This is a genomic window from Lentzea sp. NPDC055074, from assembly GCF_053608005.1.
The window spans coordinates 75,880-100,731 of sequence record NZ_JBSGUQ010000009.1; the positions used below are offsets into that span (position 1 = coordinate 75,880).

Annotated in this window: 20 protein-coding genes; 9 read left to right on the forward strand and 11 right to left on the reverse strand. The window is 70.9% G+C overall.

The features are described from left to right. Positions 1–2: 2 nt before the first annotated feature. From ACWF7A_RS21700 to ACWF7A_RS21715, 4 genes are all read right to left on the reverse strand, one after another. Positions 3–1,550: an amidohydrolase gene (locus ACWF7A_RS21700; protein WP_452252479.1), complete on the reverse strand. Its 1,548-nt coding sequence runs from the start codon at positions 1,548–1,550 to the stop codon at positions 3–5. Beyond that, complete coding sequence (gene kdd, locus ACWF7A_RS21705) at positions 1,543–2,553, reverse strand: L-erythro-3,5-diaminohexanoate dehydrogenase (protein ID WP_452252274.1); 1,011 nt, start codon at positions 2,551–2,553, stop codon at positions 1,543–1,545. Before kdd ends, ACWF7A_RS21700 begins: the two co-directional genes overlap by 8 nt. Before the next feature lie 70 nt (positions 2,554–2,623). Next, positions 2,624–4,132 carry an alpha-amylase family protein gene (locus ACWF7A_RS21710; protein WP_452252275.1) on the reverse strand — a complete coding sequence of 503 codons (1,509 nt, stop codon included), beginning with the start codon at positions 4,130–4,132 and terminating at the stop codon, positions 2,624–2,626. Continuing rightward, entirely contained in the window at positions 4,129–5,088 is a 960-nt protein-coding gene (locus ACWF7A_RS21715; protein ID WP_452252276.1) for a TIGR03885 family FMN-dependent LLM class oxidoreductase, read from the reverse strand. The genes ACWF7A_RS21710 and ACWF7A_RS21715 overlap by 4 nt, the downstream gene beginning before the upstream one ends. 175 nt (positions 5,089–5,263) lie before the next feature. On the opposite strand from ACWF7A_RS21715, the gene ACWF7A_RS21720 reads away from it, so the two are divergent. Then, entirely contained in the window at positions 5,264–5,587 is a 324-nt protein-coding gene (locus ACWF7A_RS21720; RefSeq protein ID WP_452252277.1) for an SsgA family sporulation/cell division regulator, read from the forward strand. 23 nt (positions 5,588–5,610) lie between these two features. On the opposite strand, the gene ACWF7A_RS21725 is transcribed toward ACWF7A_RS21720, so the two are convergent. Both ACWF7A_RS21725 and ACWF7A_RS21730 read right to left on the reverse strand, forming a co-directional pair. Beyond that, positions 5,611–6,171 carry an N-acetyltransferase family protein gene (locus tag ACWF7A_RS21725; protein WP_452252278.1) on the reverse strand — a complete coding sequence of 187 codons (561 nt, stop codon included), beginning with the start codon at positions 6,169–6,171 and terminating at the stop codon, positions 5,611–5,613. After that, on the reverse strand, positions 6,168–6,632 hold the full coding sequence (locus ACWF7A_RS21730; RefSeq protein ID WP_452252279.1) for an FxsA family protein: 465 nt from the start codon (positions 6,630–6,632) through the stop codon (positions 6,168–6,170). The genes ACWF7A_RS21725 and ACWF7A_RS21730 overlap by 4 nt, the downstream gene beginning before the upstream one ends. Positions 6,633–6,762: 130 nt before the next feature. Here ACWF7A_RS21730 and ACWF7A_RS21735 point away from each other — a divergent pair, with 130 nt between their 5' ends. Both ACWF7A_RS21735 and ACWF7A_RS21740 read left to right on the forward strand, forming a co-directional pair. Next, the gene (locus tag ACWF7A_RS21735; RefSeq protein WP_452252280.1) at positions 6,763–8,151 is read left to right on the forward strand and encodes a KamA family radical SAM protein; all 1,389 of its coding nucleotides are present in this window, start codon (positions 6,763–6,765) and stop codon (positions 8,149–8,151) included. A 117-nt stretch (positions 8,152–8,268) separates the two neighbouring features. Continuing rightward, positions 8,269–10,290 (forward strand): ATP-dependent Clp protease ATP-binding subunit, encoded by a 2,022-nt coding sequence (locus ACWF7A_RS21740; RefSeq protein ID WP_452252281.1) that lies wholly within the window; start codon positions 8,269–8,271, stop codon positions 10,288–10,290. Here the strand turns inward: ACWF7A_RS21740 and ACWF7A_RS21745 are convergent. After that, a complete protein-coding gene (locus ACWF7A_RS21745) occupies positions 10,262–11,227 on the reverse strand; it encodes a hypothetical protein (RefSeq protein ID WP_452252282.1) in 966 nt (321 codons plus the stop codon). The two genes, ACWF7A_RS21740 and ACWF7A_RS21745, sit on opposite strands and share 29 nt — an antisense overlap. Before the next feature lie 125 nt (positions 11,228–11,352). Here ACWF7A_RS21745 and ACWF7A_RS21750 point away from each other — a divergent pair, with 125 nt between their 5' ends. The 5 genes from ACWF7A_RS21750 to ACWF7A_RS21770 all read left to right on the forward strand — a co-directional run bounded on the left by ACWF7A_RS21750 (position 11,353) and on the right by ACWF7A_RS21770 (position 16,973). Further along, positions 11,353–11,526, forward strand: a complete 174-nt coding sequence (locus ACWF7A_RS21750; RefSeq protein ID WP_452252283.1) for a hypothetical protein — start codon at positions 11,353–11,355, stop codon at positions 11,524–11,526. A gap of 145 nt (positions 11,527–11,671) precedes the next feature. Further along, a complete protein-coding gene (locus ACWF7A_RS21755; RefSeq protein WP_452252284.1) occupies positions 11,672–13,171 on the forward strand; it encodes a hypothetical protein in 1,500 nt (499 codons plus the stop codon). 27 nt (positions 13,172–13,198) lie between these two features. Next, on the forward strand, positions 13,199–13,567 hold the full coding sequence (locus ACWF7A_RS21760) for a peptidase inhibitor family I36 protein (RefSeq protein ID WP_452252285.1): 369 nt from the start codon (positions 13,199–13,201) through the stop codon (positions 13,565–13,567). A 16-nt stretch (positions 13,568–13,583) separates the two neighbouring features. Then, positions 13,584–14,015 (forward strand): hypothetical protein, encoded by a 432-nt coding sequence (locus ACWF7A_RS21765; RefSeq protein ID WP_452252286.1) that lies wholly within the window; start codon positions 13,584–13,586, stop codon positions 14,013–14,015. Positions 14,016–14,183: 168 nt separating this feature from the next. Beyond that, complete coding sequence (locus ACWF7A_RS21770; RefSeq protein ID WP_452252287.1) at positions 14,184–16,973, forward strand: BTAD domain-containing putative transcriptional regulator; 2,790 nt, start codon at positions 14,184–14,186, stop codon at positions 16,971–16,973. A 66-nt stretch (positions 16,974–17,039) separates the two neighbouring features. Here ACWF7A_RS21770 and ACWF7A_RS21775 read toward each other — a convergent pair whose 3' ends face one another. Continuing rightward, entirely contained in the window at positions 17,040–20,168 is a 3,129-nt protein-coding gene (locus ACWF7A_RS21775; protein WP_452252288.1) for a tetratricopeptide repeat protein, read from the reverse strand. Between the two features lie 131 nt (positions 20,169–20,299). Next, positions 20,300–20,818 (reverse strand): RICIN domain-containing protein, encoded by a 519-nt coding sequence (locus ACWF7A_RS21780; RefSeq protein ID WP_452252289.1) that lies wholly within the window; start codon positions 20,816–20,818, stop codon positions 20,300–20,302. Positions 20,819–20,958: 140 nt separating this feature from the next. On the opposite strand from ACWF7A_RS21780, the gene ACWF7A_RS21785 reads away from it, so the two are divergent. Further along, positions 20,959–21,879 (forward strand): TIGR03564 family F420-dependent LLM class oxidoreductase, encoded by a 921-nt coding sequence (locus ACWF7A_RS21785; RefSeq protein ID WP_452252290.1) that lies wholly within the window; start codon positions 20,959–20,961, stop codon positions 21,877–21,879. A 129-nt stretch (positions 21,880–22,008) separates the two neighbouring features. On the opposite strand, the gene pabB is transcribed toward ACWF7A_RS21785, so the two are convergent. Next, the gene (gene pabB / locus ACWF7A_RS21790; protein ID WP_452252291.1) at positions 22,009–24,102 is read right to left on the reverse strand and encodes an aminodeoxychorismate synthase component I; all 2,094 of its coding nucleotides are present in this window, start codon (positions 24,100–24,102) and stop codon (positions 22,009–22,011) included. Beyond that, positions 24,099–24,809, reverse strand: coding sequence for a 50S ribosomal protein L11 methyltransferase (locus tag ACWF7A_RS21795; RefSeq protein WP_452252480.1), 711 nt, complete (start codon positions 24,807–24,809; stop codon positions 24,099–24,101). The genes pabB and ACWF7A_RS21795 overlap by 4 nt, the downstream gene beginning before the upstream one ends. Positions 24,810–24,852 lie beyond the last annotated feature (43 nt).

Below are 24,852 nucleotides of genomic sequence, written 5' to 3' on the forward strand. Positions count from 1 at the left end.
TGTCACTTCCTTTCGTAAATCGTCCGGCCGTTCAGGACGGTGCGCACGCAGACCGGCGCGGGGCCGGTGAGGTCGGGAAGTCCGGGCACGCCGGAACGCGGGTCGGTCGACCACCGCTGGACCCGTGCGTCGCTGCCCGCGACGACCAGGTCACCGGTCTCCCACACCGCGTACGTCGCGGGGGCGCCGGGCTGCAGGGTGCCGGTCAGGCCGTCGTCGACGCCCGCCGCACGCCAGCCGCCGCGCGTGTGGGCGGTGAACGCGGCGCGAGGCGAGACGCCGTGGCCGTCGGTCCGGTGGTGGACGGCGGCCTTCACCGCGGCCCACGGGTCGATCGCGGTCACCGGGGTGTCCGAGCCGAACGCGAGCACCACGCCCGCCGCGGCGAGCCGGGAAAAGGGGTTCAGCCCCACACCGCGCTCGTCGCCGAGACGCTGGACGTACATACCAGTGGGTCCGCCCCACTCCGCGTCGAACAGCGGCTGGACGGAGGCGATGACACCCCACCCGGCCAGTTTCCCCGCCTGCTCCTCGGTCACCATCTCGACGTGTTCGAGGCGGTGGCGGGCGGACGCGAGCTCGGGCGTGCCGAGGATCTTCTCCGCGATCTCGAAGCCCTCGACGACGGCGGCCATCCCGGCGTCGCCGATGACGTGGAACCCCGCCTGGACCCCCAGCTCGGTGCACTTGACCAGGTGCTCGGCGATCTGACGGCCGTCGAGGTAGAGCGCCCCGGACGTGTCCGCGTCGGCGTACGGCTCGGTCAGCGCGGCCGTGCGCGAGCCGATCGCGCCGTCGACGAAGTGGTCGCCGGCGAGGCCGCGCACCGTGACCGAGGGCAGCTCGTGGGCACCCCAGTAGGCCACCACCTCGGGGCCTTCGGTGAGCGCGAGGAGCTCGCGCAGGTCGTCCTCTCCGGAGATGTCCGGGCCCGCGCACTCGTGCACGGACGCGATGCCCTTGGACGCCGCGTGACGCAAGAACGCTCGTTGCGCGGCCTCACGCTGTTCGGGCGTGATGGCGGCCTTGGCCGTGCCACGCACGAGGTGGTGCGCGGCACGGGAGAGAGGACCGTCCTCGGAGTAACCATCCGCCGTGCGGGCCTCATCGGTGATGAGGTCGGACGACACCAACGCCGAGTGGACGTCGATGCGCGACAGGTACACCGTCTTGCCCTGGGCGGCCTCGTCGATCTCGGCCCTCGTCGGCGGACGGTTCTCCTGCCAGCGCGTCTCGTCCCACCCATGCCCCCACACGAGGGGGCCCTCGGCGTCGCGAACCTGCCGCAGCACCTCGTCCGCCGAGGACGTCCGGGTCAGGTCGAGGCCGGTCAGGAGCAGGCCGGCGGACGTCGCGTGCACGTGCGCGTCGACGAACGCGGGCGCGACGAACGCCCCGCCGAGCTCGATGACCTCGGCGTCCGGGTGCAGCGCGTGCCCGACCGAGTCCTGTCCGATCCACACGACGACGCCGTCCGTGACGGCCATCGCCGTCGCATCCGGTGCGTAGATGCGGCCGCCGACCAAAAGTTGCGTACTCACGTCACGCAGTCTGCCGTTGCTCGAACAGGGCCCGCACACCCGCCCGGCTCCGGACCAGGTCCAACGCGAACTGGGCGTGACCAGGCACATAGCCGTTGCCGACGATCATCTCCACGTCCGCCGCGAGGCCCTCCGCACCGAGGGCGGCCGCGCTGAACGAGGTGGCCATCGAGAAGAAGATCACCGTGCCGCCGTCGGCCGTCGCGAGGATGGCGCCGTGCTCGCACCCCGGCACGTCCACACACACGACCGTGACGTCGACCTGCTTGCCGACCGCTTCGGCCACGGCGACCGGGTTGCGTGCGTCCGCGATCACGACCTCGTCCGCGAGGCCGGACTCACGCACCTGCGCGGCCTCACGTTCCGTCGGCACCAACGCGACGAGGCGCGACGCACCGGCCTGACGCGCGGCCGCGAGAGAGAGTGAGCCCGACTTGCCGCCACCGCCGAGCACCAGCACCGATCCACCGGGGTGCCTGCGCACCACACGGTCGGTCAGCGCCGGCGCACCGCACACGTCGAGCACGGACAGCGCCAGCTCGTTCGGCATGTCGTCCGGCAGCACGGCCGCGATCGAGCGCCCGAACAGCACCGCGGTCCCCCGGCACGGCACCTGCTCGTCCTCGCCGTCCCAGTCCTGCAGGCCGTCGTTGATCTTGAGCGGCGTCAGGGTGAGGCTGACGAGCGTCGCGATCCGGTCGCCCGCCTTCAGCCCGAGCGGCGACTCCGGCCCCACCTCGAGCACGGTGCCGAGCAGCATGCCGCCCGAGCCGGTGACGGGGTTCTGCATCTTGCCGCGCTCGCCGACGATGTCGAGCACGGCCTGCCGGACCGCGGCACCGCTGCCGTGCTGCTCCCTGAGCTGCCGGAACGACGCCGCGTCGAGGTTGAGCCGCTCGACCGCGACGATCACCTCGTCCGGGGCGGGCACGGGCTCCGCGTCAAGCCGCCAGGCCTGCTGCGGCAGGACGCCGGCGGGCTCGATGACGCGGTGCAGTCCGTACGCGCTCACGCGAAAATCCTTCGGTCGACGACGCTGTCTCGACAATATCTTCACGTGAGGCGTCAAGATTCCGCAAGCATCACTCCAGATTCACGCGGTACCAGCGGCAGTCGTACGGCGCGAGGTCGACCTTGGCGCCGATCTTCGCCGGCTTCAGGTCCGCGCCGGTGAGCACGTTCGTGAGCACTCCTTCCGCAGGTACCCGCACGGTGACCTCCTGGTCCGTGAGGTTGTGCACCGCGATCACCGCGCCGCCGTCGCAGTCGGCCCGATGGGCGAACACGGTCGGGTCGCCCACGTCGAGCACCTGGACCGTGCCCCAGGCCAGCTCCGGGCACTCGCGGTAGCACTCGACCATCCGCCGCATCCAGCTCAGCAGCGAGTCCGGGTCGTGGCGCTGCTCCCCCGCCGCGGCCCAGTCCATCGGTACCCGCACCGCGAGCCTGCCCTCCAGCGACAGGTCCTCCTCCAGGCCGATCTCCTCGCCGTAGAACAGCACCGGCGTGCCCGGCAGGGTGAACAGCAGGCTGTAGACCATCCGGATGCGGCGCTGGTCGCCGTCGAGCATGCCGGGCAGCCGCCGGCGCAGGCCGCGTCCGTAGAGCTGCATGTCCGGGTCGGGGCCGAAGGCGTCGAAGACCTCCTGCCGTTCGTCGAGCGGCAGCTTGTCCAGAGTCAGCTCGTCGTGGTTGCGCACGAACGTCGCCCAGTGGCCGTCACGCGGCGGGTCCGGCCGTTCCTGCAGGGCCTTGGTCAGGGGACCGCTCGACTTGCGGGCCAGAGCCAGGTACATGGCCTGCATGCCGACGAAGTCGAAGCACATGGTCAGCTCGTCGCCGACGCCCTGGCCGTAGAAGGCCATCGTGTCCTTGTACGGCAGGTTCACCTCGCCCAGCAGCACGGCCTCGCCGTTGCGGCGGTTGAGGAACGCCCTCAGGTCGGTGAGGTAGTCGTGCGGGTCGGGCAGCGAGACGGCGTCCGCGGGGTCGTTGCGCTCCAGCAGGAACGGGACGGCGTCGACGCGGAACCCGCTCAGGCCCAGTTCCATCCAGAAGCCCATGATGCGGGCGATCTCGTCACGCACCTCCGGGTTGGACACGTTGAGGTCGGGCTGGTGCTTGTAGAAGCGGTGCAGGTAGTACCTCCCGACCTCCTCCGAGTACTCCCAGAGGCTGTTCTCCTTGTCGGGGAACGTGATGCCCTGCGGCCCGTCCTCCTGGGGCTTGTCGGCCCAGACGTACCAGTCGCGCTTCTCCGGGTCGTGGAACCACGGGTGCTGGTCGGACGTGTGGTTGACGACGAGGTCCGCGATCACGCGCATGCCTCTGTCCCGTGCGGCGCGCACGAACTCCACGAAGTCGCCCAGCGAGCCCAGCCGTGGGTCGACACCGTAGAAGTCGGTGATGTCGTAGCCGTCGTCCTTTTCGGGGGTCGGGTAGAAGGGCATCAGCCACACACACGTGACGCCTAACGCGTGCAGGTGGTCGATGCGTTCGGTTGCGCCGCGGAACCCGTCGTCGGAGAAGGTCTCCACGTCGAGGCAGTACAGGACGGCGTTCTTCCACCAGACGTCGGACGTGCGGATCACGCGGTCACCTCCGGCAGCACGTGCTCGCCGAACGCGTCGACGAACGGGATCAGGTCCTGGCCCACGTGGTGCAGGTAGATCTCCTCGAATCCGAGCGAGGCGTACTCGTGCAGGCGTTCCGCGTACCACTTGAGGTCGGTGGACACGTCGACGACCTTGGCGACCTCGGCCGGTGTCACGTGCTCGGAGACGACGTCGAAGTGCTCGGCCAGCTCGAGGTCCCAGCACACGGGCGGGGGGAACACGTTGCTGCGCCACTGCTCGTGCGCGATGGCGATGGCCTCGTCCTCGTTCTCGGCCCAGCTCAGGTGCATCTGCAGGTGGAGCTTGCCCTTGCCGCCCGCGTCCCGGTACGCGCCCGCGACCTCGCGCAGGCGTTCCGGTGCCGCGTTGACGGTGATCAGCCCGTCGGCCCACTCGGCGCACCAGCGCGCGGTCTCGGGGCTCACCGCGGCGCCGATCAGCAGGGGCATCTCGTCGGGCAGCGTCCAGAGCTTGGCGCGGTCGACCGTGACCAGGCCGTCGTGGCTGACCTCCTCGCCGGAGAGCAGCGCGCGGATCACGTCGACGCACTCGCGCAGCCGGGCGGTGCGCACGTCCTTGCGCGGCCACCCGTCACCGGTGATGTGCTCGTTGCTGGCCTCGCCGGTGCCGAGCGCGGCCCAGAAGCGGCCGGGGTACATCGCGGCCAGCGTGCCGATCGCCTGGGCGGTGATCGTCGGGTGGTAGCGCTGGCCTGGCGCCGTGACGACGCCGAACGGGAGGTCCGTGGCCTGCAGCGCCGCTCCGAGCCAGGACCAGGCGTAGCCCGACTGCCCCTGGCGGGCGCTCCACGGGGAGAAGTGGTCCGAGCTCATCGCCGCGCCGAACCCGGCCTGCTCGGCCCTGCGCACGGCGGTCAGCAGGTCAGTGGGGTGTATCTGCTCGTGGGACGCGTGGATGCCATAGACCGTCATGGGACTTCAGGTACCCAGCGAAGAAGTTTCGGAAAAGCGTTGAACCGACTCCGAACAGCGTCCGTGTAGATGGCAGCACCCTCACCGCGGAGGAGGAACGGCGATGTTCAACGAGACACGGGTCGGCACTGCGACGGTCGTTGAGTTCGTTCGGCCCGACGGCTCACTCGAGCCGATGAGCGTCGACCTCCAATATCGTTCCGACGATCCGCATGCCGTGACCATGCGTTTCCAGGCGCGGGACCAGGAGTCCGTCTGGCTCGTCGGCCGCGAGCTGCTCGCGGACGGGCTGCTGTCGCCGACCGGGCTCGGGGACGTGCGGCTGCGGCCGGGTGACGGCGACGTGCTCGTGCTGGAGCTGTTCACCGAGGACTCGCACGCGGTGTTCCACCTCCCCGCGGCCGAGCTGGAGAAGTTCCTCGACTCGACCTACGCGGCGGTGCCCGCGGGACGTGAGGCCGTCGACTTCGACCTGCTGGTGAAGGACCTGCTCGGCTGACGTTCCTCGACGCCGTCCATCGTCTAGAGGCGCAGCCCCAGGACGAGCTTGTCCGCAGAGTCGACCACGCGGAAGCCGAGGTGCTCCCAGAAGCCGATCGCGTGTGTGTTGTGGTGCCGCACGTGCACATGAACGCCCTTCTCCAGACGTTCGAGCACGCCGCGCACGAGCGTGCCGCCGAACCCCTTGCCCTTCGCGCGGGGCAGCAGGTTCGCGTGCATGTGCGCCGGATAGTCCTTGGTGATCATCAGATCGGCGCGGACGGGCTGGTGGATCTGCTGCACGATCCGGTTCGGGCTCGCCGTCATCGGGTAGCGCACGCGCAGGTCAGGCCACCAGTCGCGGTCGCAGCGGTCGTCGAAGGCCTCCGTGTCGGACGCCGCGAGCGCGTACCCGCAGACCCCTTCGTCGTCCTCCGCGACCAGCACCAGGTCGGGCTCGAACGCCACGTACGGGCCGACGTGGGCGTGGCCCATCAGGCGCGGGTCGTCGAACAGGTGGCGCACGCCCTGGCCACCGTTGCCCGTGTCGAGGCAGATGTCGTACAGCGCGTCCAGGTCCGCGGGCCGATACGCGCGGATCACGTGAGCTCGCGCCGCTCCGTGATGACGACGGGGCCCGCGTCGACGTCGATGACCTCGCCCTCGACGACCTGTCCGGCGCCGAAGCGGCGTTCGTGCTCGAACTTGAGCGCCGCCGCCTCCGCCCTGCGCGCGATGCGGCGGCTCACGAGCCGGCGCGTCGGCGGGAAGAGCAGGAACAACGCGGCGACGTCGCTGATGAAGCCGGGCACCATGATCAACGCGCCGGCCGCCGCGATCAGCACGCCGTCCGCCATCTCCTGGTGGGGCTGCTGGCGCTGGAAGACCGACTCGCGGAACGCGGCCATCGTCTGCGCGCCCTGACGGCGCACCAGCGACAGTCCGACGAGGGTGCCGAGCAGGAGCAGCGCGATCATCCAGAGCCCGCCGATGGCGTTGCCGACGGCGACCATGACCGCGATCTCGGCGAACATCCCGAGCAGCAGCAGCGCGAAGAGGGGCATGCCTGCTCAACGCACGGCGAGCCGTCTTTGCTCCCGACCCGCCCTCCACCAGAGGTTGAGCTGAAATATTTACGGCGCGCTAGCGATATGACAGGATATCTTTACGCGACCTCGACGCTGAGGAGTACGGATGACCGCGCTGCACGACGCCCCCACGGCGCTGGAGCGGCTGGACCTCCAGCCGTACACGTACGTCCGGCGGGAGCTGGTCGAACCGGACTGGCGACGCTTCCCGGGCTGGTCGCACGTGACCGAGGCGCAGTGGCGGGACGCCCAGTGGCAGCGGGTGAACTGCGTGAAGAACGTGAAGCAGCTCCGCAAGGTCGCGGGCGACCTGCTGACCGACCGGTTCTACGACGACCTCGCCAAGGACATGGACGTCTTCGCGACGATGTCGATGCTGATCCCGCCGCAGATGTTCAACACGATGGCGGTCGACGCGGACCTCTCCCCCGACGCCTTCACCGAGGCGTTCCTGGCCGACCCGGTCCGCCGCTACATGCTGCCGGTGTCGTCCGACCGGGACCCGAACTGGCCGTCGCACCCGCACTCCCAGCGCGACTCGCTGCACGAGGCCGAGATGTGGGTCGTCGAGGGCCTGACGCACCGCTACCCCACCAAGGTCCTCGCCGAGATGGTGTCGACCTGCCCGCAGTACTGCGGCCACTGCACCCGCATGGACCTGGTCGGCAACTCGACGCCGCTGATCGACAAGCACAAGCTCTCGCTGAAGCCGGTCGACCGCCAGGACCAGATGATCGAGTACCTGAAGAAGACCCCGGGGGTGCGCGACGTGGTGGTCTCGGGCGGCGACGTGGCGAACGTGCCGTGGCCGCAGCTCGAGTCGTTCCTGATGCGCCTGCTGGACATCGAGACGGTCCGCGACGTCCGCCTGGCGACCAAGGCCCTGGCGGGGTTGCCGCAGCACTGGCTGCAGCCGCGCGTGGTCGAGGGCCTGGAGCGCGTGGCCCGCACTGCTTCACGGCGCGGCGTGAACCTCGCGATCCACACGCACGTGAACCACGCACAGTCCGTGACGCCTCTCGTGGCCGAGGCCGCCCGCACCGCCCTCGAGGTCGGTGTGCGGGACGTGCGCAACCAGGGCGTGCTGATGAAGGGCGTCAACGCGACGTCGGACGACCTGCTGGACCTTTGCTTCGCGCTGCAAGGGGAAGCGAACATCCTGCCGTACTACTTCTACATGTGCGACATGATCCCGAACGCCGAGCACTGGCGGGTGTCGGTGTGGGAGGCGCAGGAGCTGCAGCACGCGATCATGGGCTACTTGCCCGGCTACGCGACGCCGCGCATCGTCTGCGACGTGCCGTACGTGGGCAAGCGGTGGGTGCATCAGCTCGCTGAGTACGACCGTGAGCTCGGGATCTCGTACTGGACCAAGAACTACCGGACCGGGATCGAGCTCGAGGACCCGGAGGCGTTGAACCGCCGCTACCCGTACTACGACCCGATCTCGACGTTGGGCGAGGCCGGGCAGAAGTGGTGGTCCACCCAGGGCTGACCGGACCTCCGGGCGCGGTCCTCCCCGTAGGTCCGGGTACTGCCTGGCCTGTGCGGACCGCGCTCACAGGGGAGGATCGGGGGTGGAAGTCCCTCGACCGGGTGAAGGTGGCAGGCCGTGAGCGGTGACGACTGGGTGTTCGGCTTCGGGTCCCACTCGTGGGAGGACCTCGTCGGGAAGCTGTTCGGAGGCAACGACCAGCCCTCGTCCGCGACGAGGCGCACCGACCACTACGGGCGCGATCTCACCGCCGCGGCGCGGGACGGCCTGCTCGCCCCGGTGATCGGCCGGGAGGACGTCGTCGACGAGGTGCTCGAGGTGTTGTCTCGGCGCACCAAGAACAATCCCGTGCTGATCGGGGATCCGGGGGTGGGCAAGACCGCGATCGTCGAGGGCATCGCCGCCCGGATCGCCGGCGGCGACGTGCCCGCCTCGCTGCTCGGCAGGCGGCTGGTCTCACTCGACCTGGCGGGCATGGTGGCCGGGGCGAAGTACCGGGGCGAGTTCGAGGAACGGCTCGGGGGCGTGATCGAGGAGGTGGCCGCCTCGAACCGGATGGTGGTGCTGTTCATCGACGAGCTGCACACCGTCGTCGGCGCGGGCAGTGCCGAGGACGCGCCGATGGACGCCGCGAACATCCTCAAGCCCGTGCTCACCAGCGGACGGTTGCAGGTCATCGGGGCGACTACGGCCGAGGACTACCGCCGCCACATCGCGAAGGACGCCGCGTTCGAACGGCGGTTCCAGCCCGTCCTCGTCGCCGAACCCTCGCACGGCGAGACGATCACCATCCTCCGCGGCCTGCGCTCCCGGTACGAGGCGCACCACGGGGTGCGGATCACCGACGAGGCGATCGTGTCGGCCGTCGAGCTGTCGGCCCGCTACGTCACCGACAGGTTCCTGCCGGACAAGGCGGTCGACCTGGTGGACCGCGCGGGCGCACGCGTCCGGCTGCGGGAGAAGGCGCCGATGCCACCGGACCCGGCGGAGCTCGAGCAGCGGGTGAGCAGGCTGACGCGGGAACGGGACGGCGCCCAGGCCGAGGACGTGCCGTTCCTCGACGACGACCTCCGGCGCGCCGTCGCCGAGCTCGACGCCGCCCGCGCCGCGCTGGCCGCCGCGCCCGAGGTCGGGCCGAACGACGTCGCCGAGATCGTGTCGCGCAGCACGGGCATCCCGGTCGCCCAGCTCACCCAGGCCGAACGGCACCGGTTGCTGCACCTCGAGGAGCACCTGCACCAGCGGATCATCGGACAGGACGAGGCGGTCGAGGCGGTGGCCGACGCGGTTCGCCAGGGCCGGGCCGGCCTCAAGCACCCGAACCGGCCCATCGGCTCGTTCCTGTTCCTGGGCCCGACTGGGGTGGGCAAGACCGAGGTGGCGCGGGCACTGGCGGAGGCGCTCTTCGGTTCGCAGGACCGGCTGATCCGGTTCGACATGAGCGAGTTCGGGCAGCAGCACACCGTCTCCCGGCTGATCGGCGCGCCTCCGGGCTACGTCGGTTACGAGGACGCCGGTCAGCTCACCGGCGCGGTCCGGCGGGTGCCCTACTCGGTGCTGCTGCTGGACGAGATCGAGAAGGCGCACCCGGACGTCTTCAACACGCTGCTGCAGGTGCTCGACGCGGGCAGGCTCACCGACTCCCAGGGACGCACCGCCGACTTCGCCAACACCGTCATCATCATGACCAGCAACATCGGCGCCGACCAACTGCTCGCCGCCGCCACCTCGGGCGTCGAGGTGGACCAGCTGCGCGGACCGCTGATGGCCGCGGTGCGCCGTTCGTTCCGCCCGGAGTTCCTCAACCGCGTCGACGAGATCATCCTGTTCCGCGGCCTCGACCGCGGCCACCTGCGGCAGATCACCGCGCTGCTGCTCGACCCCACCCGCCAGCGGCTGCGCGAGCAGGACGTCACGCTCGAGGTCGACGACCAGGCCGTCGACTGGCTCGCGGCCCGCGGCCACGTGCCGGAGTACGGCGCCCGGCCGCTGCGCCGCACGATCGTCAAGGAGCTCGACCGCCGGCTGTCCCGCGCCCTGCTCGCGGGCGAGCTGCGCGGCGGGCAGCACGTCCTCGTGTCGGTCGCCGACGCGGAGCTGGCGCTGACCATCACCGATCCCCCGGCCTCCCGCCCCTGAGCCACCGGGTCCAGGCGCGGGACCGTCCCGGCGCGCGGACTTCGCCGACCGGGACCCGCACGGCCATCAGTTCGTCGACGACGCTCGCGACCTCCCGGCCGTCTCCCGGGTCGATGGCACCGGCGATCAGGATCTGAGAGGCCTTCCCCAGCAGGCAGCGCCGGTTGTGGTGATCGATCACGGTGCCGCCGGCGGCTCCGATGTGGCGCAGGCTGAGGCCCTGCGCCATCCCGGTCAGCATCATCGTCAGCTCGTCGACCGAGATGCCGGGGCGCAACGACACCCCGCGCGCCTCGAGGATCTCCGCGTACACCGAACGCCAGTAGCCGAACGAGTGCTCGTACACGCCGTCGAGCGCCTCGCTGATCTGCGTGTGGAAGTCGGTCAGGGCAGTCACCAGGTACTGGAACCGCGCCGAGGTCTCGTCGGCGTAGACGATCTTCATGTCGTGGTAGGCGACCTTGTCGACCGCGACGCTGAACGCCGCCGTCTCGCGCAGTTCAGCGCGCGTCGCCTCGTCGAGCATCCCGGCGGTCAGCGAGTACCGCTCCCGCAGGACGTACCGGACCAGGTCGCCCATGTAGAGCGCGAGCGTGGGCCACCGGTCCTTCATCGTGCCGACCGACGGCCTGGTGCCGGCCTTCTTCCAGTCGGGCGGCGTTCCGAACAGCGCGCGGGCGATGCGTCCGTCGCGCAGCGCCTCCTGGAAGACCAGCTCCGCCTCGGCCGCGATGTTCTTCTGCGTCAGCGTGTTCAGCGGACGGTGCAGGTGCTCCTCGCCCACGAAGCCCAGGAGTTCCTGCTCGGCCAGCCGCCGTCCGCCCTCGAGGCACGCCCGCACCACCGGGCTGTTGGCCAGTCTCCTGCCGGTGGGGAGCAACCGGCCGCTCTTCGTGCGCACATTGGTCGCCACGTCGTCCAACGGTCCGTCATACATGGTGACCGAGTATCCCGGTCCGTCTCCCGAATCCGCTCCTCCGCTCAGGAGGAACAGCGGGAACTACGCACGTCAGCCCGCATCCGGCTGCTCTGTGCTCACCGACCCGCAGAGAGGTGACCACGATGAGCAGCCACTCCCGAAAGCCCCGCCGACAGCCCCGCCGACAGCCGCCGCAGCGCCCGGCGGTGCGGCGGTTCCTCGTCGTGCTGCAGATCGGCATCGGCCTGGTGCAGCTCGTCCTCGCCCTGACCGAGAGCGTGGAGACGATCGTCAGGCTGGTGGGCGGCCTGGGGTGACAGCCGGCTCGGCCGGACCTGACCTGGGGATTGCTGACTTCCTGTGCGGTCGTGATGTGACGACGGGACACCCTGAGCGGCACTCCGGCGGCTGCTGCCGCCGACGAAGGGGGTCGAGTTGAAGCACCAACGCTCAACGAGAACCGTGACCGCACGAGTGATGACCGCACTCACGGGCATGGCGCTCACAGCAGGATTCCTGGCAGGGGGCGCGCATCCGCAAGCCCATGCCGGCGCGTTCGAGAGTGACGCCTCGGTGTGGCTCATGCAGCAGATGCGCGCGATGCAGCCGGGCACGCTGAACGGCGGCATCTACACGAACAAGAGCGGCTATCACAACACGCGGGCCGCCAACTCCTCCAGCAACTACTCGGTCGTCGACGCCGAGGACAAGGGTGGCCCCGCCAACCTGGCCGCGGCCTACGACTGGACTTTCGAGGACGCCCAGGGCGGCAGCTTCGGGACCATCGCGAGGTACTCCACCCGCTTGCTGGCATCAGGCAGGGACCCGAACGACCCGCGGTTGAACGGCTGGCGCGAGTTCTTCGGCCAGACGGACAACGACCGGGAGGTCGAGGGGTGGGACTTCCGCTACGACAGGGCGGCGTCGTCGGACGACACGCACCTCTGGCACATCCACCTCAGCGAGGACCGCGACAAGGTCACGAGCTACGACAACAAGGTCGCCCTGCTCAGCGTCCTCAAGGGCGAGACGGTCAACCAGTGGCGCAGCACCCAGCTGTTCACGACGACCAGCACCGGCGGTCTCGTCCACACCATGCGCGGACGTGACGGGTCGTGGACCGGGTTCGGGGACGTGAAGGCGGCGACCGGTTCCGCTGTCACGACGGTCGACACCGCGTCGGCGATGGTGGCCGGCGAGCAGCACGCTCTGGTGGCGGGCAACGACGGCGAGTTGTGGCACGCCATCAGGCGGGTCGACGGGCCGTGGACGCCGTTCGGCAACGTGGAGGACTTCGCCGGCGAGATCGGCACCATCAGCAGGGTTGCCGCGACCGAGATCGGTGGGTCGCTGCACGTTGTTGTTCTCTCTGGTGCGAACACGATCCATCACACCGTGCGTTCGCCGAACGGTTCCTGGACCGCGTTGCACAGCGTGGAACCGTTCGCCGGTGACCAGTCCGGCTACGTGGACGTGTCGGCGGCCGGGTTCCTCAACGGTGAGCTGCAGGTGGCCGTGTCGATGTCGACCGGAGGGCTGTTGCACACGTTGCGCCGCACGGACGGCGGCTGGAGTGCCTGGGGCGACGTGGAGGCGTTCGCCGGCAATCCGGGGGCGGCGCAGTCGGTGAGCGCCACCGAGGTCAACGGGGTCTTCCACCTCGTGGTCAACTACGGCTTCGCCGGGGTGCGGCACTCCACTCGTCTGCCCAACGGCAGCTGGACGCCGTTGCTGAAGATCGACGACTACACGGGCAACCCCACGGGCTTCGTCCTCGACGTCGCCACCACCGGGTTCACCAGCGGCGAGCTCCACGTCGTCGCGCTGGCGGCCGGCGGTTCGATCTGGCACGCCGCGCGCTACTCCGGTGGCGGGTGGTCGGCCTGGGGCGACGTGCGTGCCTACGCGGGCAATCCGGGGCTCGCCACGCGGGTCAGCCTCGCGGCCGGGTGGAGGTCCTGACCACACAGTCCTTTTGGGAGGATTCACATGTCTGTTCCCCGTTCACGGAAGTACAAGATCTTCGCGGCGAGCATCGGCCTGCTCCTGCCTCTCGCCGTCGTGCCGGCCGCACAGGCCGCCGGCAACTGCTGGCCCGGAGACGTCTGCCTGTTCGACGGCCGCGACTACACCAACCAGTTCTGGAAGGCGTCCGGGTGCGGCGACTGGGACCTGGGCACGATGACCCCGCCGCTGAAGAACCGGGCCAGCAGCGTGATCATCCAGACCCGCTCCACCGTCCAGATCATGCACCACTACAACGGGCGCTGGGAGAACCAGCTCAAGACCTCGGGCTCCAGCCTGGTCCAGGCGCCCCTCAACCCCGACAACGCGACGGATCGCGTCAAGATCTGTTGAGGAAAGGACTTCAGCGATGTCCATCCGACAACGAGTCATCACTCTGACACGACTGGCGGCGGTGACGACGGTGGCGCTGGCGGTGGCGAGCGTGGTGACCGCCGCGCCGGCGCAGGCGAAACCGTTGCGGGCCGAGTGTTCGCGCGTCACCAACGTCGGTCTCACCATCCGTGACGGCAACTTCATCAAGGGGTCGGGGAGCGCGACGCTCTGCGGGAGCGGCTATCTCGTCGTGGTGGTGCAACGACTGCGTGCGCTGGGCATCTGGGAGTCCGTGGGCACTCCCGGCACCAGCGAGTCGGGCGCGCCGGTGAGCGCCGTCCACAACTGCAGCGGCAAGGGCACGTACACCTACCGGACCGAGGCCTACCAGCGGGTGCCGCTGATCAACGGAAGCTTCACCAGCGACTACTTCAACCACTCCAACAAGATCCGGGTGACCTGCTGACGCGGCGCCGCTGATCGCTCCGGCCGCGGTACCTGTCGACCGACATCCGTTGTCCGCCGGCAGGTACCGCGGTCGTCCCTCGCGACGGGGAATTCACGCGAACCCACTCCGGCCCGGCTGAAACTCCGGCAAGGTGAACGCGCCCGTACAGCGCGGGCCGGGGGCGTGATGGGTGAGCTTCGGGTGTTGGGGGACGTCGGCGTCTGGACCGGGTCCCGGCGGGTCGAGGTGGGCCACGCCCGGCAGCAGTGCGTCCTCGCGGTGCTGGCGGTGGAGGCCAACCGGGTCATCACCGTCGACCAACTGCTGGAACGGGTGTGGGCGCAGGACCTTCCGCTGCGGAGCCGGCAGGTGCTGCAGAACTACCTGTCGCGGCTGCGGCAGGTGCTGTCGCCGGAGGGCATCGGGATCGAGCGCCGCTCCAACGGCTACGTGCTGCTCGCCGACCCGGGCCTCGTCGACCTCCAACGCTTCCGCCACCTGGTGACGCTCGCCCGTGACGCGGAGGACGAGCACGCGTTCGCGTTGTTCGGCCAGGCCCTGGGGTTGTGGCGGGGTGAGCCGTTCGCCGGCCTGGAGACCCCGTGGCTCGCCGCCGTGCGCACGAGCCTGCAGCAGGAACGGCTGGCCGCCCAGCTCGACCGCGCCGACGTGGCGTTGCGCTGCGGCAGGCACACGGAGGTGCTGACCGAGCTTTTCGAGCTGGCGGAACAAGATTCGTTGAACGAACGGGTCGCGGGTCTGCTCGTGCTGGCTCTGCACCACGCCGGACGCACCGCGGATGCGTTGGCGCACTTCCGGCACGTGCGCGAGGAACTGGTCGAGCAACTGGGCATCGAGCCCGGCGAAGCCCTGCGGAACGTCCACCAACGCATTCTCGACGCGGACACGGTTCTCCCACCGCACCCGGCCAAGGCGGAGCGACCCGTGCCGAGGCAGTTGCCCGCGCCACCGCGGTGGTTCACCGGCCGCGGCGCCGAACTGGCGCGCTTGGACCACGCGCTGTCCGCTGATCCGCACCGGCCGCTCACGGGGACGGTGGTCGTCTCGGCGATCGGCGGAACCGGCGGAATCGGCAAGACGTGCCTGGCGCTCACGTGGGCACACCGCCATCTCGACGAGTTCCCCGACGGGCAGCTGTTCGTCGACCTGCACGGTTTCAGCCCCGCGGAGGAACCGATGACACCCGCGGTCGCGGTGCGCGGGTTCCTCGGCGCGCTCGGGTGCGACGCCGGCCGGGTCCCGCCGGACCTCGATGCCCAGGCCGCGTTGTACCGGACCCTGCTGGCCGGCAAGCGGATGCTGGTGGTGCTGGACAACGCCGCCGCGTCCGAGCAGGTCGTCCCGCTGCTGCCGGGACACCCCTCGTGCACCGTGCTGATCACCGGCCGCACGATGCTCGCCTCGTTGATCGACCGGCACGGTGCCCGGCACCTGACGCTGGACGTGCTCAGTCGCACCGAGGCGCACGCCCTGCTGTCCGACCGCATCGGCGCCGCCCGTGCCGCCGCGGAACCCGAGGCCGTCGCCGAGCTGGTCGAGCTCTGCGGGGGCTACCCGCTCGCGTTGTCGATCACCGCCCGCAACGCCGGCACCCGGCCCGCCATCCCCCTGGCCGAGATCGCCGCCGAACTGCGCGAGCTCGGGCTGGACGTGCTCGACCACGACACCGATCCCGCCGCCAGCCTGCCCCAGGTCCTCTCGTCGTCCCTGCGTCACCTCACCGGCGACCAGCGCACCGCGTTCGCCCTGCTGGGCATCGCCCCCGGCCCCGACACGACCCTGCCCGCCGTCGCCGCTCTCACCGGCTCGTCCAAGGCCGACGCCCGCAGGACGCTGGCAACGCTGGAAGACGCGTCCCTGGTCGAACGGCGGCCGCACGGCCGGTATGCGATGCACGACCTGGTGCGCGCTTATGCCGCCGCCACGGCCGAAACCCTCGACGAACCGGTGCGGGACGCGGCGCTGCGGAGGGTGGTGGACTTCTACCTGCACACCGCGCTCGCCGCCGACCGGCTCCTCAACCCCTACCGTCCGCCGATCGAGCACGACGAGCCCGCCGACGGCGTCCGGCCCGACCCGGTGCCCGACAGCACGGCCGCGCTGGCCTGGCTGGACGACCACCACCCGCACCTGCTGGCGTCCCAGCAGTCGGTCGTCACTCGCCACGACCACCGGACGGTGTGGCACCTGGCGTGGGCGCTCACGATCTTCCACCAACGACGTGCGCGCCTGCACGACGACCTGGCCACGTGGCAAGCGGCGCTCGGCGCCGCCGGTCACCTGCCCGATCCCACGTTCCGCATCCACGCCCATCGGTTCCTGGGCTCGGTGCTCGCCGAACTGGGGCTCCACGAGCAGTCCCTCGCCCACCTGCACGAAGCTCTCGCCCTGGCGCAGGACCAGGACGACCACGTGCAGCTGGCACACACCCACCTGGCCCTCGCGACGGCCTGGCCACGGCCGGCGGAGGCCCTGGAACACGCTCGCCGCGCCCTGGAGTTCTTCCGCCTCCTCGGCCAACCGGTGTGGGAGGCCGAAGCGCTGAACCTGATGGGCTGGCACGCCGCGCATCTCGGTGACCACGCCCTGGCGCACGAGCACTGCGAGGCCGCGCTCGTCCTGCTCCGCCACCACCACGACCCGCACGGCGAGGCGGCCGTCCTCGACACCCTGGCCTACGCCGACCACTGCGCGGGCCACCAGCAGCAGGCGATCCGGCACTACGGACAGGCGCTCGCGCTCTACCGTTCCCTCGGCCACAGCTACGAGGTGGCCAACACGCTCGACAACCTGGGCCGTCCTCACGCCGCCCTGGGGCAGCACGACCAGGCGCGCGCGGCGTGGCGGGAGGCTCGGGAGCTCTACCTCGAACAGGGCCGCGACAGCGATGCCGGCCGCGTGCAACGGGAACTCGACGACCACGCCGACGAGCCGGTCAGGCGCGACCGACCGTGATCCGCAGCGCAGCGGTGGCGGCGCCCTGCGGTGTTTCGACGTCACCGGCCACTGTCTGTTGTGGACCTACGTCCAGCCGGCCAAGCGCCGGCGCACTTCTGTGGCCTCCGGCATGCAGAGGGCCTCGTAGATCGGGAGTGCGGCCGACCAGAGACGGTGTGCTTCCGCTGTGTCGCCGGTTCGCGCGCGGGCGGTCGCCAGGTCGTCCAGCGATCGGGCCTCCTGCTCGCGGTCCTCGATGGCTTTCGCGTGGGCCAAGGCTTGTTCATGGCACAGGAGCGCCTCGTCGAGACGGCCGATCGCGCCCAGTGCGCGGCCACGTCCGTTGAGCGCCAGGCACTCCAGCAGGCGGTCGCCCAGTTTCCCGGCCAGTGCCTCGGCTTGGCGGTGCAGGTCGGCCGCCTTGCGATGCCTGCCCATGCGTTCGTAGGTGGTGCCCAGGTTGACGAGGACCTCCGTCTCGCCGACCGGGTCGTCGATCTCGCGGAACACGGTGATCGCCGTCCGATGGTGTTCGAGCGCTTCGGTGTGGCGGTCCCATCGGGAGAGGATCCGGCCCAGTTCCGTGCGTGCCACCGACTCGCCCGCGCGGTCGCCGATGTCCTGCAGGATCTGGAGTGCTTGCCGGTGGTGGTCGTGCGCTTCCTTCAGGTGCCCGCAGGTCTGCAGGGCTCCGCCCAGGTCGTTGAGGATTCGTCCCTGACCGACGCGCCGGCCGGTCTCCGCGTAGATCGCGGCGGCCTTCCGGTAACACGTCAACGCTTCCTCGTGCCTGCCCAGGCTGCGCTGCACCTGCCCGATGCTGGCCAGCTCGGCCGCTTCCTGGCCGCGGTCGTTCGCCTGCCTGCTCAACGTCAGCGCCAGGCCGTAGGTGGCCAGCGCGTCGTGGTAGCGGCGCGACCGGCTCTCGTTGTTCCCCAACACGTGCAGCGTCCTGACTTCTCCCGCCACGTCGCCGAGCCGCCGGAACAGCCGCAGCGCCTGGCGGTAGCGTTCGTCGGCCTCGCGGTAGGAGCCGGAACGGGTGTGGGAACGCCCCAGGTCCAGCAGCGCCCTCGCCTTGCCGGTCAGGTCGCCCAGGGTCTCGGCGGCGGAGAGGGCGTGCCGGTGCACGGAGAACGCGTCGGCGTTGTGATAGCCGACGGTCAGGTGCTCGTCGATCGCCCGCGCGAGCCTGACGGCGTACCCGGCGAGGTCGCCCTCCGCGGCGCGGGTGATCGCCACGAGGGTGAGACGTTCGGTGTCGAGCCAGGTCTTCGCGGCGACCGGGGTCATGGACGCGCCGTCACGCCCGCTTTCCCCGCGACGCCAGCGCTTCGTCTCCGGGTACACGACGTCCATCGCGTCCAGCGCGCCCGTCAGGTAGTGCTCGTAGAGGTTCCTCAGCGCGGCCTGGCGGTGGAGCTCCACGAGCTGGGCTTCCGCACGCTCGCGGGCGAAGACGCGCAGGAGGTCGTGCATCGCCCAGCGGCCCTCGGACGCTCTCTCGACGAGGTGGGCGCGGTGCAGCACGTGGAGCAGCACCCGGCCCTCGCGAACGTCCACTTCGGCCAGTGCGGAGGCCGCACCGGTGTCGATGTCACGGCCAGGATGCAGTCCCAGCAACCAGAACAGGCGCTTCGCCCCCGTCGGCAGGTACCGTTCCGACCACGAGAACACGCTCCGCACGGCGGTGTCGGCGTCTGCTCCAGCCTCCAGCAGGTCCAGTCTGCGGCGTTCGTCGGCCAGGTCCTCGAGCCCCACGCGCCCGCGCCGGGTGACGAGCTCCGCCGCGATGCGCAACGCCAGCGGGAGACGGGCGCACCGCGAGGCGAGGTCCTCCAGCTCCGGCCGGGTCGCCGCCAGGTCGCGGATGAGCAACCCGAGCAGTTCGACCGCCTCGCCGGGATCGAGCACGTCCAGGCCGACCCTGGCGGCACCTTCACGTGCGACCAGGCCGACGAGGTCGTCCCGGCTGGTGATCACGACGGTGCTGCCCGGCGAGGAAGGCAGCAACGGGCGGACGTGCGACGCGTCGCGCGCGTTGTCCAGCACCACCAGGATCCGCTTGCCCGCGGACAGGCTCCGGTACAGCGCCCCCTGTGCTTGCGGGGAGACGGGCACCCGGTCGGCGGAGACACCGAGGGCGGTGAGGAAGCCGTGCAGCGCGTCCTCCGGCAGCAGCTCTCCGGCGGGGTCGAACCCCCGCAGGTCGACGTAGAGCTGCCCGTCGGGGAACCGGGCGGCGACCTGGTGCGCCCACCTGACCGCCAGGGCCGTCTTGCCGACGCCCGCCGTGCCGCACAGCGCGATCACGACGTTCGTGCCCTGCTCCGCGACGGCGTCGAGGGCGGCCAGCTCGGTGTGCCTGCCGGTGAACCCCGGTACGACGGGCGGCAGCTGCGCCGGACGCGGACCCGAGGGCGTTCCGGAGCGACGCGACGGGGCCTGGAGCCGGGGATCGTGCGCGAGGATCCCCTCCTGGATGTCCGTCAACGCCGGTGACGGCTCCACACCGGCGTGTTCGACGAGCCGGTACCGCGCTCGCCGGAACGCCTCCAAGGCGTCCGTCTGGCGGCCCGCGCGGTACAGGGCCGTCATCAGCTGACCCCACAACCGCTCGTGGCCGGGATGTTCCGCCGTGAGGCCGGCCAGCTCGGTGACGAGCTCCCCTCCTGCCCCAGCGGCCAGGTCGGCGTCGACGCGGTCCTGCACGACGTCGAGGCGCACGCCGGCGAGCCTGGTCCGTTCCGCCTCCAGAGCGGCGATCTCGTCGAACTCGCCGTAGGCGGTTCCCCGCCACAGCGCGAGCGCGGCGGTCAGCCGCTCGCGGGCGGCCGGGACCACACCGTCCGTCAGCGCGGCGCGGCCTTCGCGCGCGAGACGCTGGAACCGCACCGCGTCGACGATCTCGGGTTCGAGCAGCACGTACCCCGGCGCACAGGTGCGGATCAGCCCGGCCAGGTCTCCCACACTCCGGCGCAGCCGCGACACGTAGGTCCGCACCGTCCGTTCGGCGTCCGGCGGCGGCACGGGTCCCCACAGCTCCCGCACGAAGGCCGTCACGCTCACCGGACGGCCGGCGTGCGCCGCGAGCAACGCCAGCATCGCCCGCAGCCGCGGCCCTCCTGGGTCGAGGAGGCTGCCGCCGACGTCGACCTCGAGCGGGCCGAGAACCCGCAGGCCGACGTGGCCAGGCACCTGCTCACCCGCCATCCGGCCTCCGCCCAGTTCCTGTTCCGCCGCAATGAGAGAGCGCTTACCCGTCGTCGGGATACCTCATCGCGTGGAACGAGGAGTGGCGGAAGCCCCGCCCCGGCACGACACCGGGGCAGGGCGGTTCGCGGTCAGACCGGGAAGACGCCGAAGGCCTGGGCGGACGTGCCGTTGCATCTCCAGATGTGCATCGCGAGGCCCTCGGCGCCACTGCTCTCGGGCACGTCGAGGCAGTGGGTGGACGTGCCCGCGACACGCGACTTGAGGGTCACGAAGTCCGGCAGGTTCCGGCCCGCCTGGAACTTCTCGTTGCTGATGCTGGAGCAGGGCCACTGCACGACCGGCGTGCCGTCGTTGTTGCGCCCGAAGACGTCCATGCACTTCAGCGTCACCGCGTTGCGGATCCGGAAGACGTGGTCGCCGAGGTCGATGAAGTCCCACCGCTGGAACGCGTTGCCATCGCACGTGACCTGCACGATGGGGACGCCGTCGAGCGACGACCCTCCCTCTGGGGCCAGGCACTTGCCGCTGGACGTGTTCCGGACGGTGACGTCGAAGTGGTCGTCGGCGAACGCCGGGGCGGCCAGGACGGCCGAGCCCGCCATGACCGACGCGAACGCGACAGCCGTCGTGAAGATCCTCTTGTTCATCGGGGTACCTCCGTCTACGAGCAACGATGGGGCGTCGCTCACGATGGCAAGGCCCGTCGACAATCCGTCGACAGCGACGACCTGACATTGTCGACGCCGGGAGCTGTCGCCACGCCGGGGTGCGCTGCTTGGGTGCGGGCATGAGCATCGGAGTCACGCTGAACGCCGAGTCCACGGCCGCGAACCAGGTGGACGCGATCGTCGCTCTGGCGCGGTCGGCGGCCACGGCCGGGGTGAGGTCGGTCTGGCTAGGGCAGCGGCTCGACTACGACGCCGCGGCGCTCGCCACCGTCGTCGGACGGGAGGTGCCCGGGGTGCACGTCGGCACGTCGGCGATCCCCGTGTTCGGACGCCACCCGGTGCTCGTCTCCTCGCTGGCGCAGACCGCGCAGGCCGCCACGCACGGGCGGTTCCAGCTCGGGCTCGGGCTCGGCGCGAAGGCCGTCGTCGAGCCGGCGTTCGGGGTGCCGCACGAACGACCCGTCGCGCTGTTGCGGGAGTTCCTGTCGGCGCTGCGGCCGCTGCTGCACGACGGGGTGGCGGACTTCCACGGCGAACGGATCACCGCGGCCCCCACCCGACCGGTGCGCGTCGCCGGGGCCGATCCCGCGGTGCCCGTGCTCGTGGCCGCCATGGGGCCCAGAGCCCTGGAGGTCGCCGGCGAACTGGCCGACGGCACGTTGCCCTACCTGGCAACGCCTCGGGTGCTCGGTGAGCACGTCGTACCGGCCATCACGAAGGCGGCCGAGCAGGCGGGCCGTCCCGCCCCGCGCATCGTCGCGCTGATCACCGCTACGGTCACCTCCGACGTCGACGGCGTGCGCGAGAAGGCGGCGCGTGCGCTGGCGTTCTACGACGAGGTGCCGTCGTACCAACGGGTACTGGGGCTCGGGGGCGTGGCGCACGCGCACGAGATCGCCGTGATCGGCGACGAGAAGCAGCTCGACGCCGCCGTGCGCCGCCATCTCGACGCCGGGGCCACCGAGGTGGTGCTCAACCACACCAACCTCGGCGGCCCCGCCGACCAGCAACGCACCTTCGAGGCCGCGGGAGGCCTCTAGACCCGCGACGGGCGCGTGGCCGAGGGCCCCGGAAACGGCACCGCCGCAACGCCCGAACACGCCGGTACGAGGGTCATCGCGGCAGCACCGGCTCCGGCACTCTCACCTGACGAACTCGCAGGACAGCGCCTAGACCCGCGACGGGCGCGTGGCCCGGTGCTCCGCGATGCTCAGCGCCCGCAGCAACGCCGCGGCCTTCACCCTGGTCTCCTCGATCTCGGCGTCCGGGTCGGACTGCGCGACGATCGCGCCGCCCACCCCGAGCCGTGCCTCACCGCCGGCGACCACGATCGTCCGGATGACGATGCTCAGGTCGACGGTGCCGGTGAGCGAGAAGTAGCCGAGCGCGCCGGAGTAGAGGCCGCGCGGGCCGTCCTCCAGCTCGTCGAGGATCTCCATCGTGCGCTTCTTCGGCGCCCCGGTCATCGAACCGCCGGGGAACGCCGCCCGGACGCACTCCACCGCCGAGATCTCCGGCCTCAGCCGCGCACGCACGGCGCTCACCAGCTGGTGGACCGACGCGTGCGACTCGACGGCGAACAGCTCCGGCACGCGCACCGAGCCGAGCTCCGCCACCGAGCCGAGGTCGTTGCGGAGCAGGTCGACGATCATCAGGTTCTCCGCGCGGTCCTTCTCGCTCGACACGAGGTCCGCGACGAGCGCGGTGTCGGAGCGGGCGTCGGTGCCCCGCGGCCGCGTTCCCTTGATCGGCCTCGCCTCGACCTCGCCGGTGCCGTCGACGCGCAGGAAGCGTTCCGGGGACGAGCTGAGCACCGCGAACCCCGGGAAGCGCAGGAAGGCGGCGAACGGCGCCGGGTTGACCCTGCGCAGCACGCGGTAGAGGTCCCACGGCTCGGACTGCACCATCGCCGAGATCTGCGTGGTCAGGCAGATCTCGTAGCTCTCCCCCGCCCTGATCTGGTCCTGGCAGCGGTCGATCAGCGCCCGGTACTCGTCCGGCCCGTGCCGGTGCAGCGCGGCGACAGGGTCCACTTCGGACGGTTCCGGGAGCTCGAACGGCTCGGGTACCGCCGAGGCCAGCTCGGTCCGCGCGTGCGCGAGCCACCTGCGCGCGGCCGTCTCGGTGCCGGGGTGCGCGGGGTCGCTCAGCGCCAGCAGCCACGTCCGGCCGGTCTCGTGGTCGAGCACCACGGCGCGGTCGCAGAAGACGAGGCTGCAGTCGGGCAGGTCGGACCGGTGCGCGGCCGATCCGCCGGTGTCGGCCTTGAGCTCGTAGCCGAGACAGCCGACGTAGCCGAGCTCGAACCCCGACGGCAGGCCGGACGGTTCGACCCGGCGCCGTGCCAGCTCCCGTTCCAGGTAGGCGAACAACGAGCCCGCGAACCGCTCTCGCTCCACGCCGTCCACAGTGGACACCCGAACGTGGCCGTCCGCGACGTCGTAGGACACCAGCTCGCCGAGCGGCCCGGAGGGCGCGCCCAGCACCGAGAACCGGGCCTGCTCGGTCCGCACGCCGCTGTCGAGCCAGAACGACGCCGGCTCGGCGGCGAACAGGCGGCCGAACGCGGTCTCGGCGTCGACCGGCCCCCCGATCGGCTCCACCTGCACGCGGTATCGGCCGGTCTCCGGCGCACGGCGCCCCCTGCGAGCGGGCACGAGCGGCGCGGCCGTGGTCCCGGTGTGCCGGTCGGCGAGCGCGCGGAAGTTGGCGATCAGCTCACGGCCGTGCTCGCTGACGATGGACTCCGGGTGGAACTGCACGCCCCAGTGCGGCCGTTCCCGGTGCCGCACGGCCATCACCACACCGTCCTCGGTGGTGGCCGTGACCTCCAGCGACTCGGGCACGTCGCGGGCGACCAGCGAGTGGTAGCGGGTTGCCAGGAACGGCGACGGCAGCCCGGCGAAGAGGTCGCGGCCGTCGTGCCGGATCGGGCTGACACCGCCGTGCACGGGTCCGGCGCCGCGCACCACCCGTGCCCCCTCGGCGAGGCACAGCCCCTGGAACCCCAGGCAGATCCCCAGCAGCGGCGTGTCGGTCCACTCCAGCGCCAGCGCGCTGATCCCGAAGTCGCGGCGCACGTCCGGCCGCCCGGGACCCGGCGAGATCACGATCCGCCCGACGTCGGCCGGGGTGAGCTCCCGCCAGGCGCCGAGGTCGTCGTTGCGCAGCACCAGCGGCGCGCACCCGTCCACCTCGGCGAGGAGGTGGACGACGTTGTGGGTGAAGGAGTCGTAGTTGTCGATCAGGACCGTCCGCGTCACGCCCGCCGCCCGCACGGTGCGATCTCCAGCAGCACGTGCTCGACGTCGAACTCGCCCTCGCGGATGAACGTCGACCGCACGGCCCGCAGCCCCTGCCCGGCCTCGCCCGCGAAACGCAGCAGAGCGGGCAGGTCGCCGCGGCCGCTGAAGTGCAGCAGAACAGAGCCGCCGTCGGTCACCCACTTTCCCGCTTCGGCGAGAAACCGACGATGTGTCGCATATCCCGGATCGACATAGGCGCGGTCGTGGGCGTTCGTGAACTGGAATTCTTCCGGTGCCCGTACATAGGGCGTGCTCCAGAAGACGGTGTCGAATTGCTCGCCCGGATCCAGGCCCGCGAACAAATCGGATTCCACCACTTCCACCCGGTCGGCGACCCCGTGTCGCTCCGCGTTCATCCTCGTGTTGCGCACGGCCTGCGGATTGACGTCGGTCGCGACCACCCTCGTCGCCCCCGCCAGCGCCGCCGTGACCGCGATGACGCCGCTACCAGCACCGATCTCCAGGAACGAACCGGGCGGAGCCACCCGATCCGGCCCGATCAGGCCCAGGAACCCCATGGCCGCGCCGGTCGACGGCGAGTACTGCGGCGCGAACACCTCCGGCAACAGGTCCCACTCCTCACCCTGGAACGAGAACACCGAAGGCCGGTCGAGCCTGGTGCGCGCCAGCCGGCTGCGCTCCAGTGAACGTTCGTAGTTCTGCACCTCGCGCAATTCGTCCCCCAGATCGTTCGATATGCGTCACCCA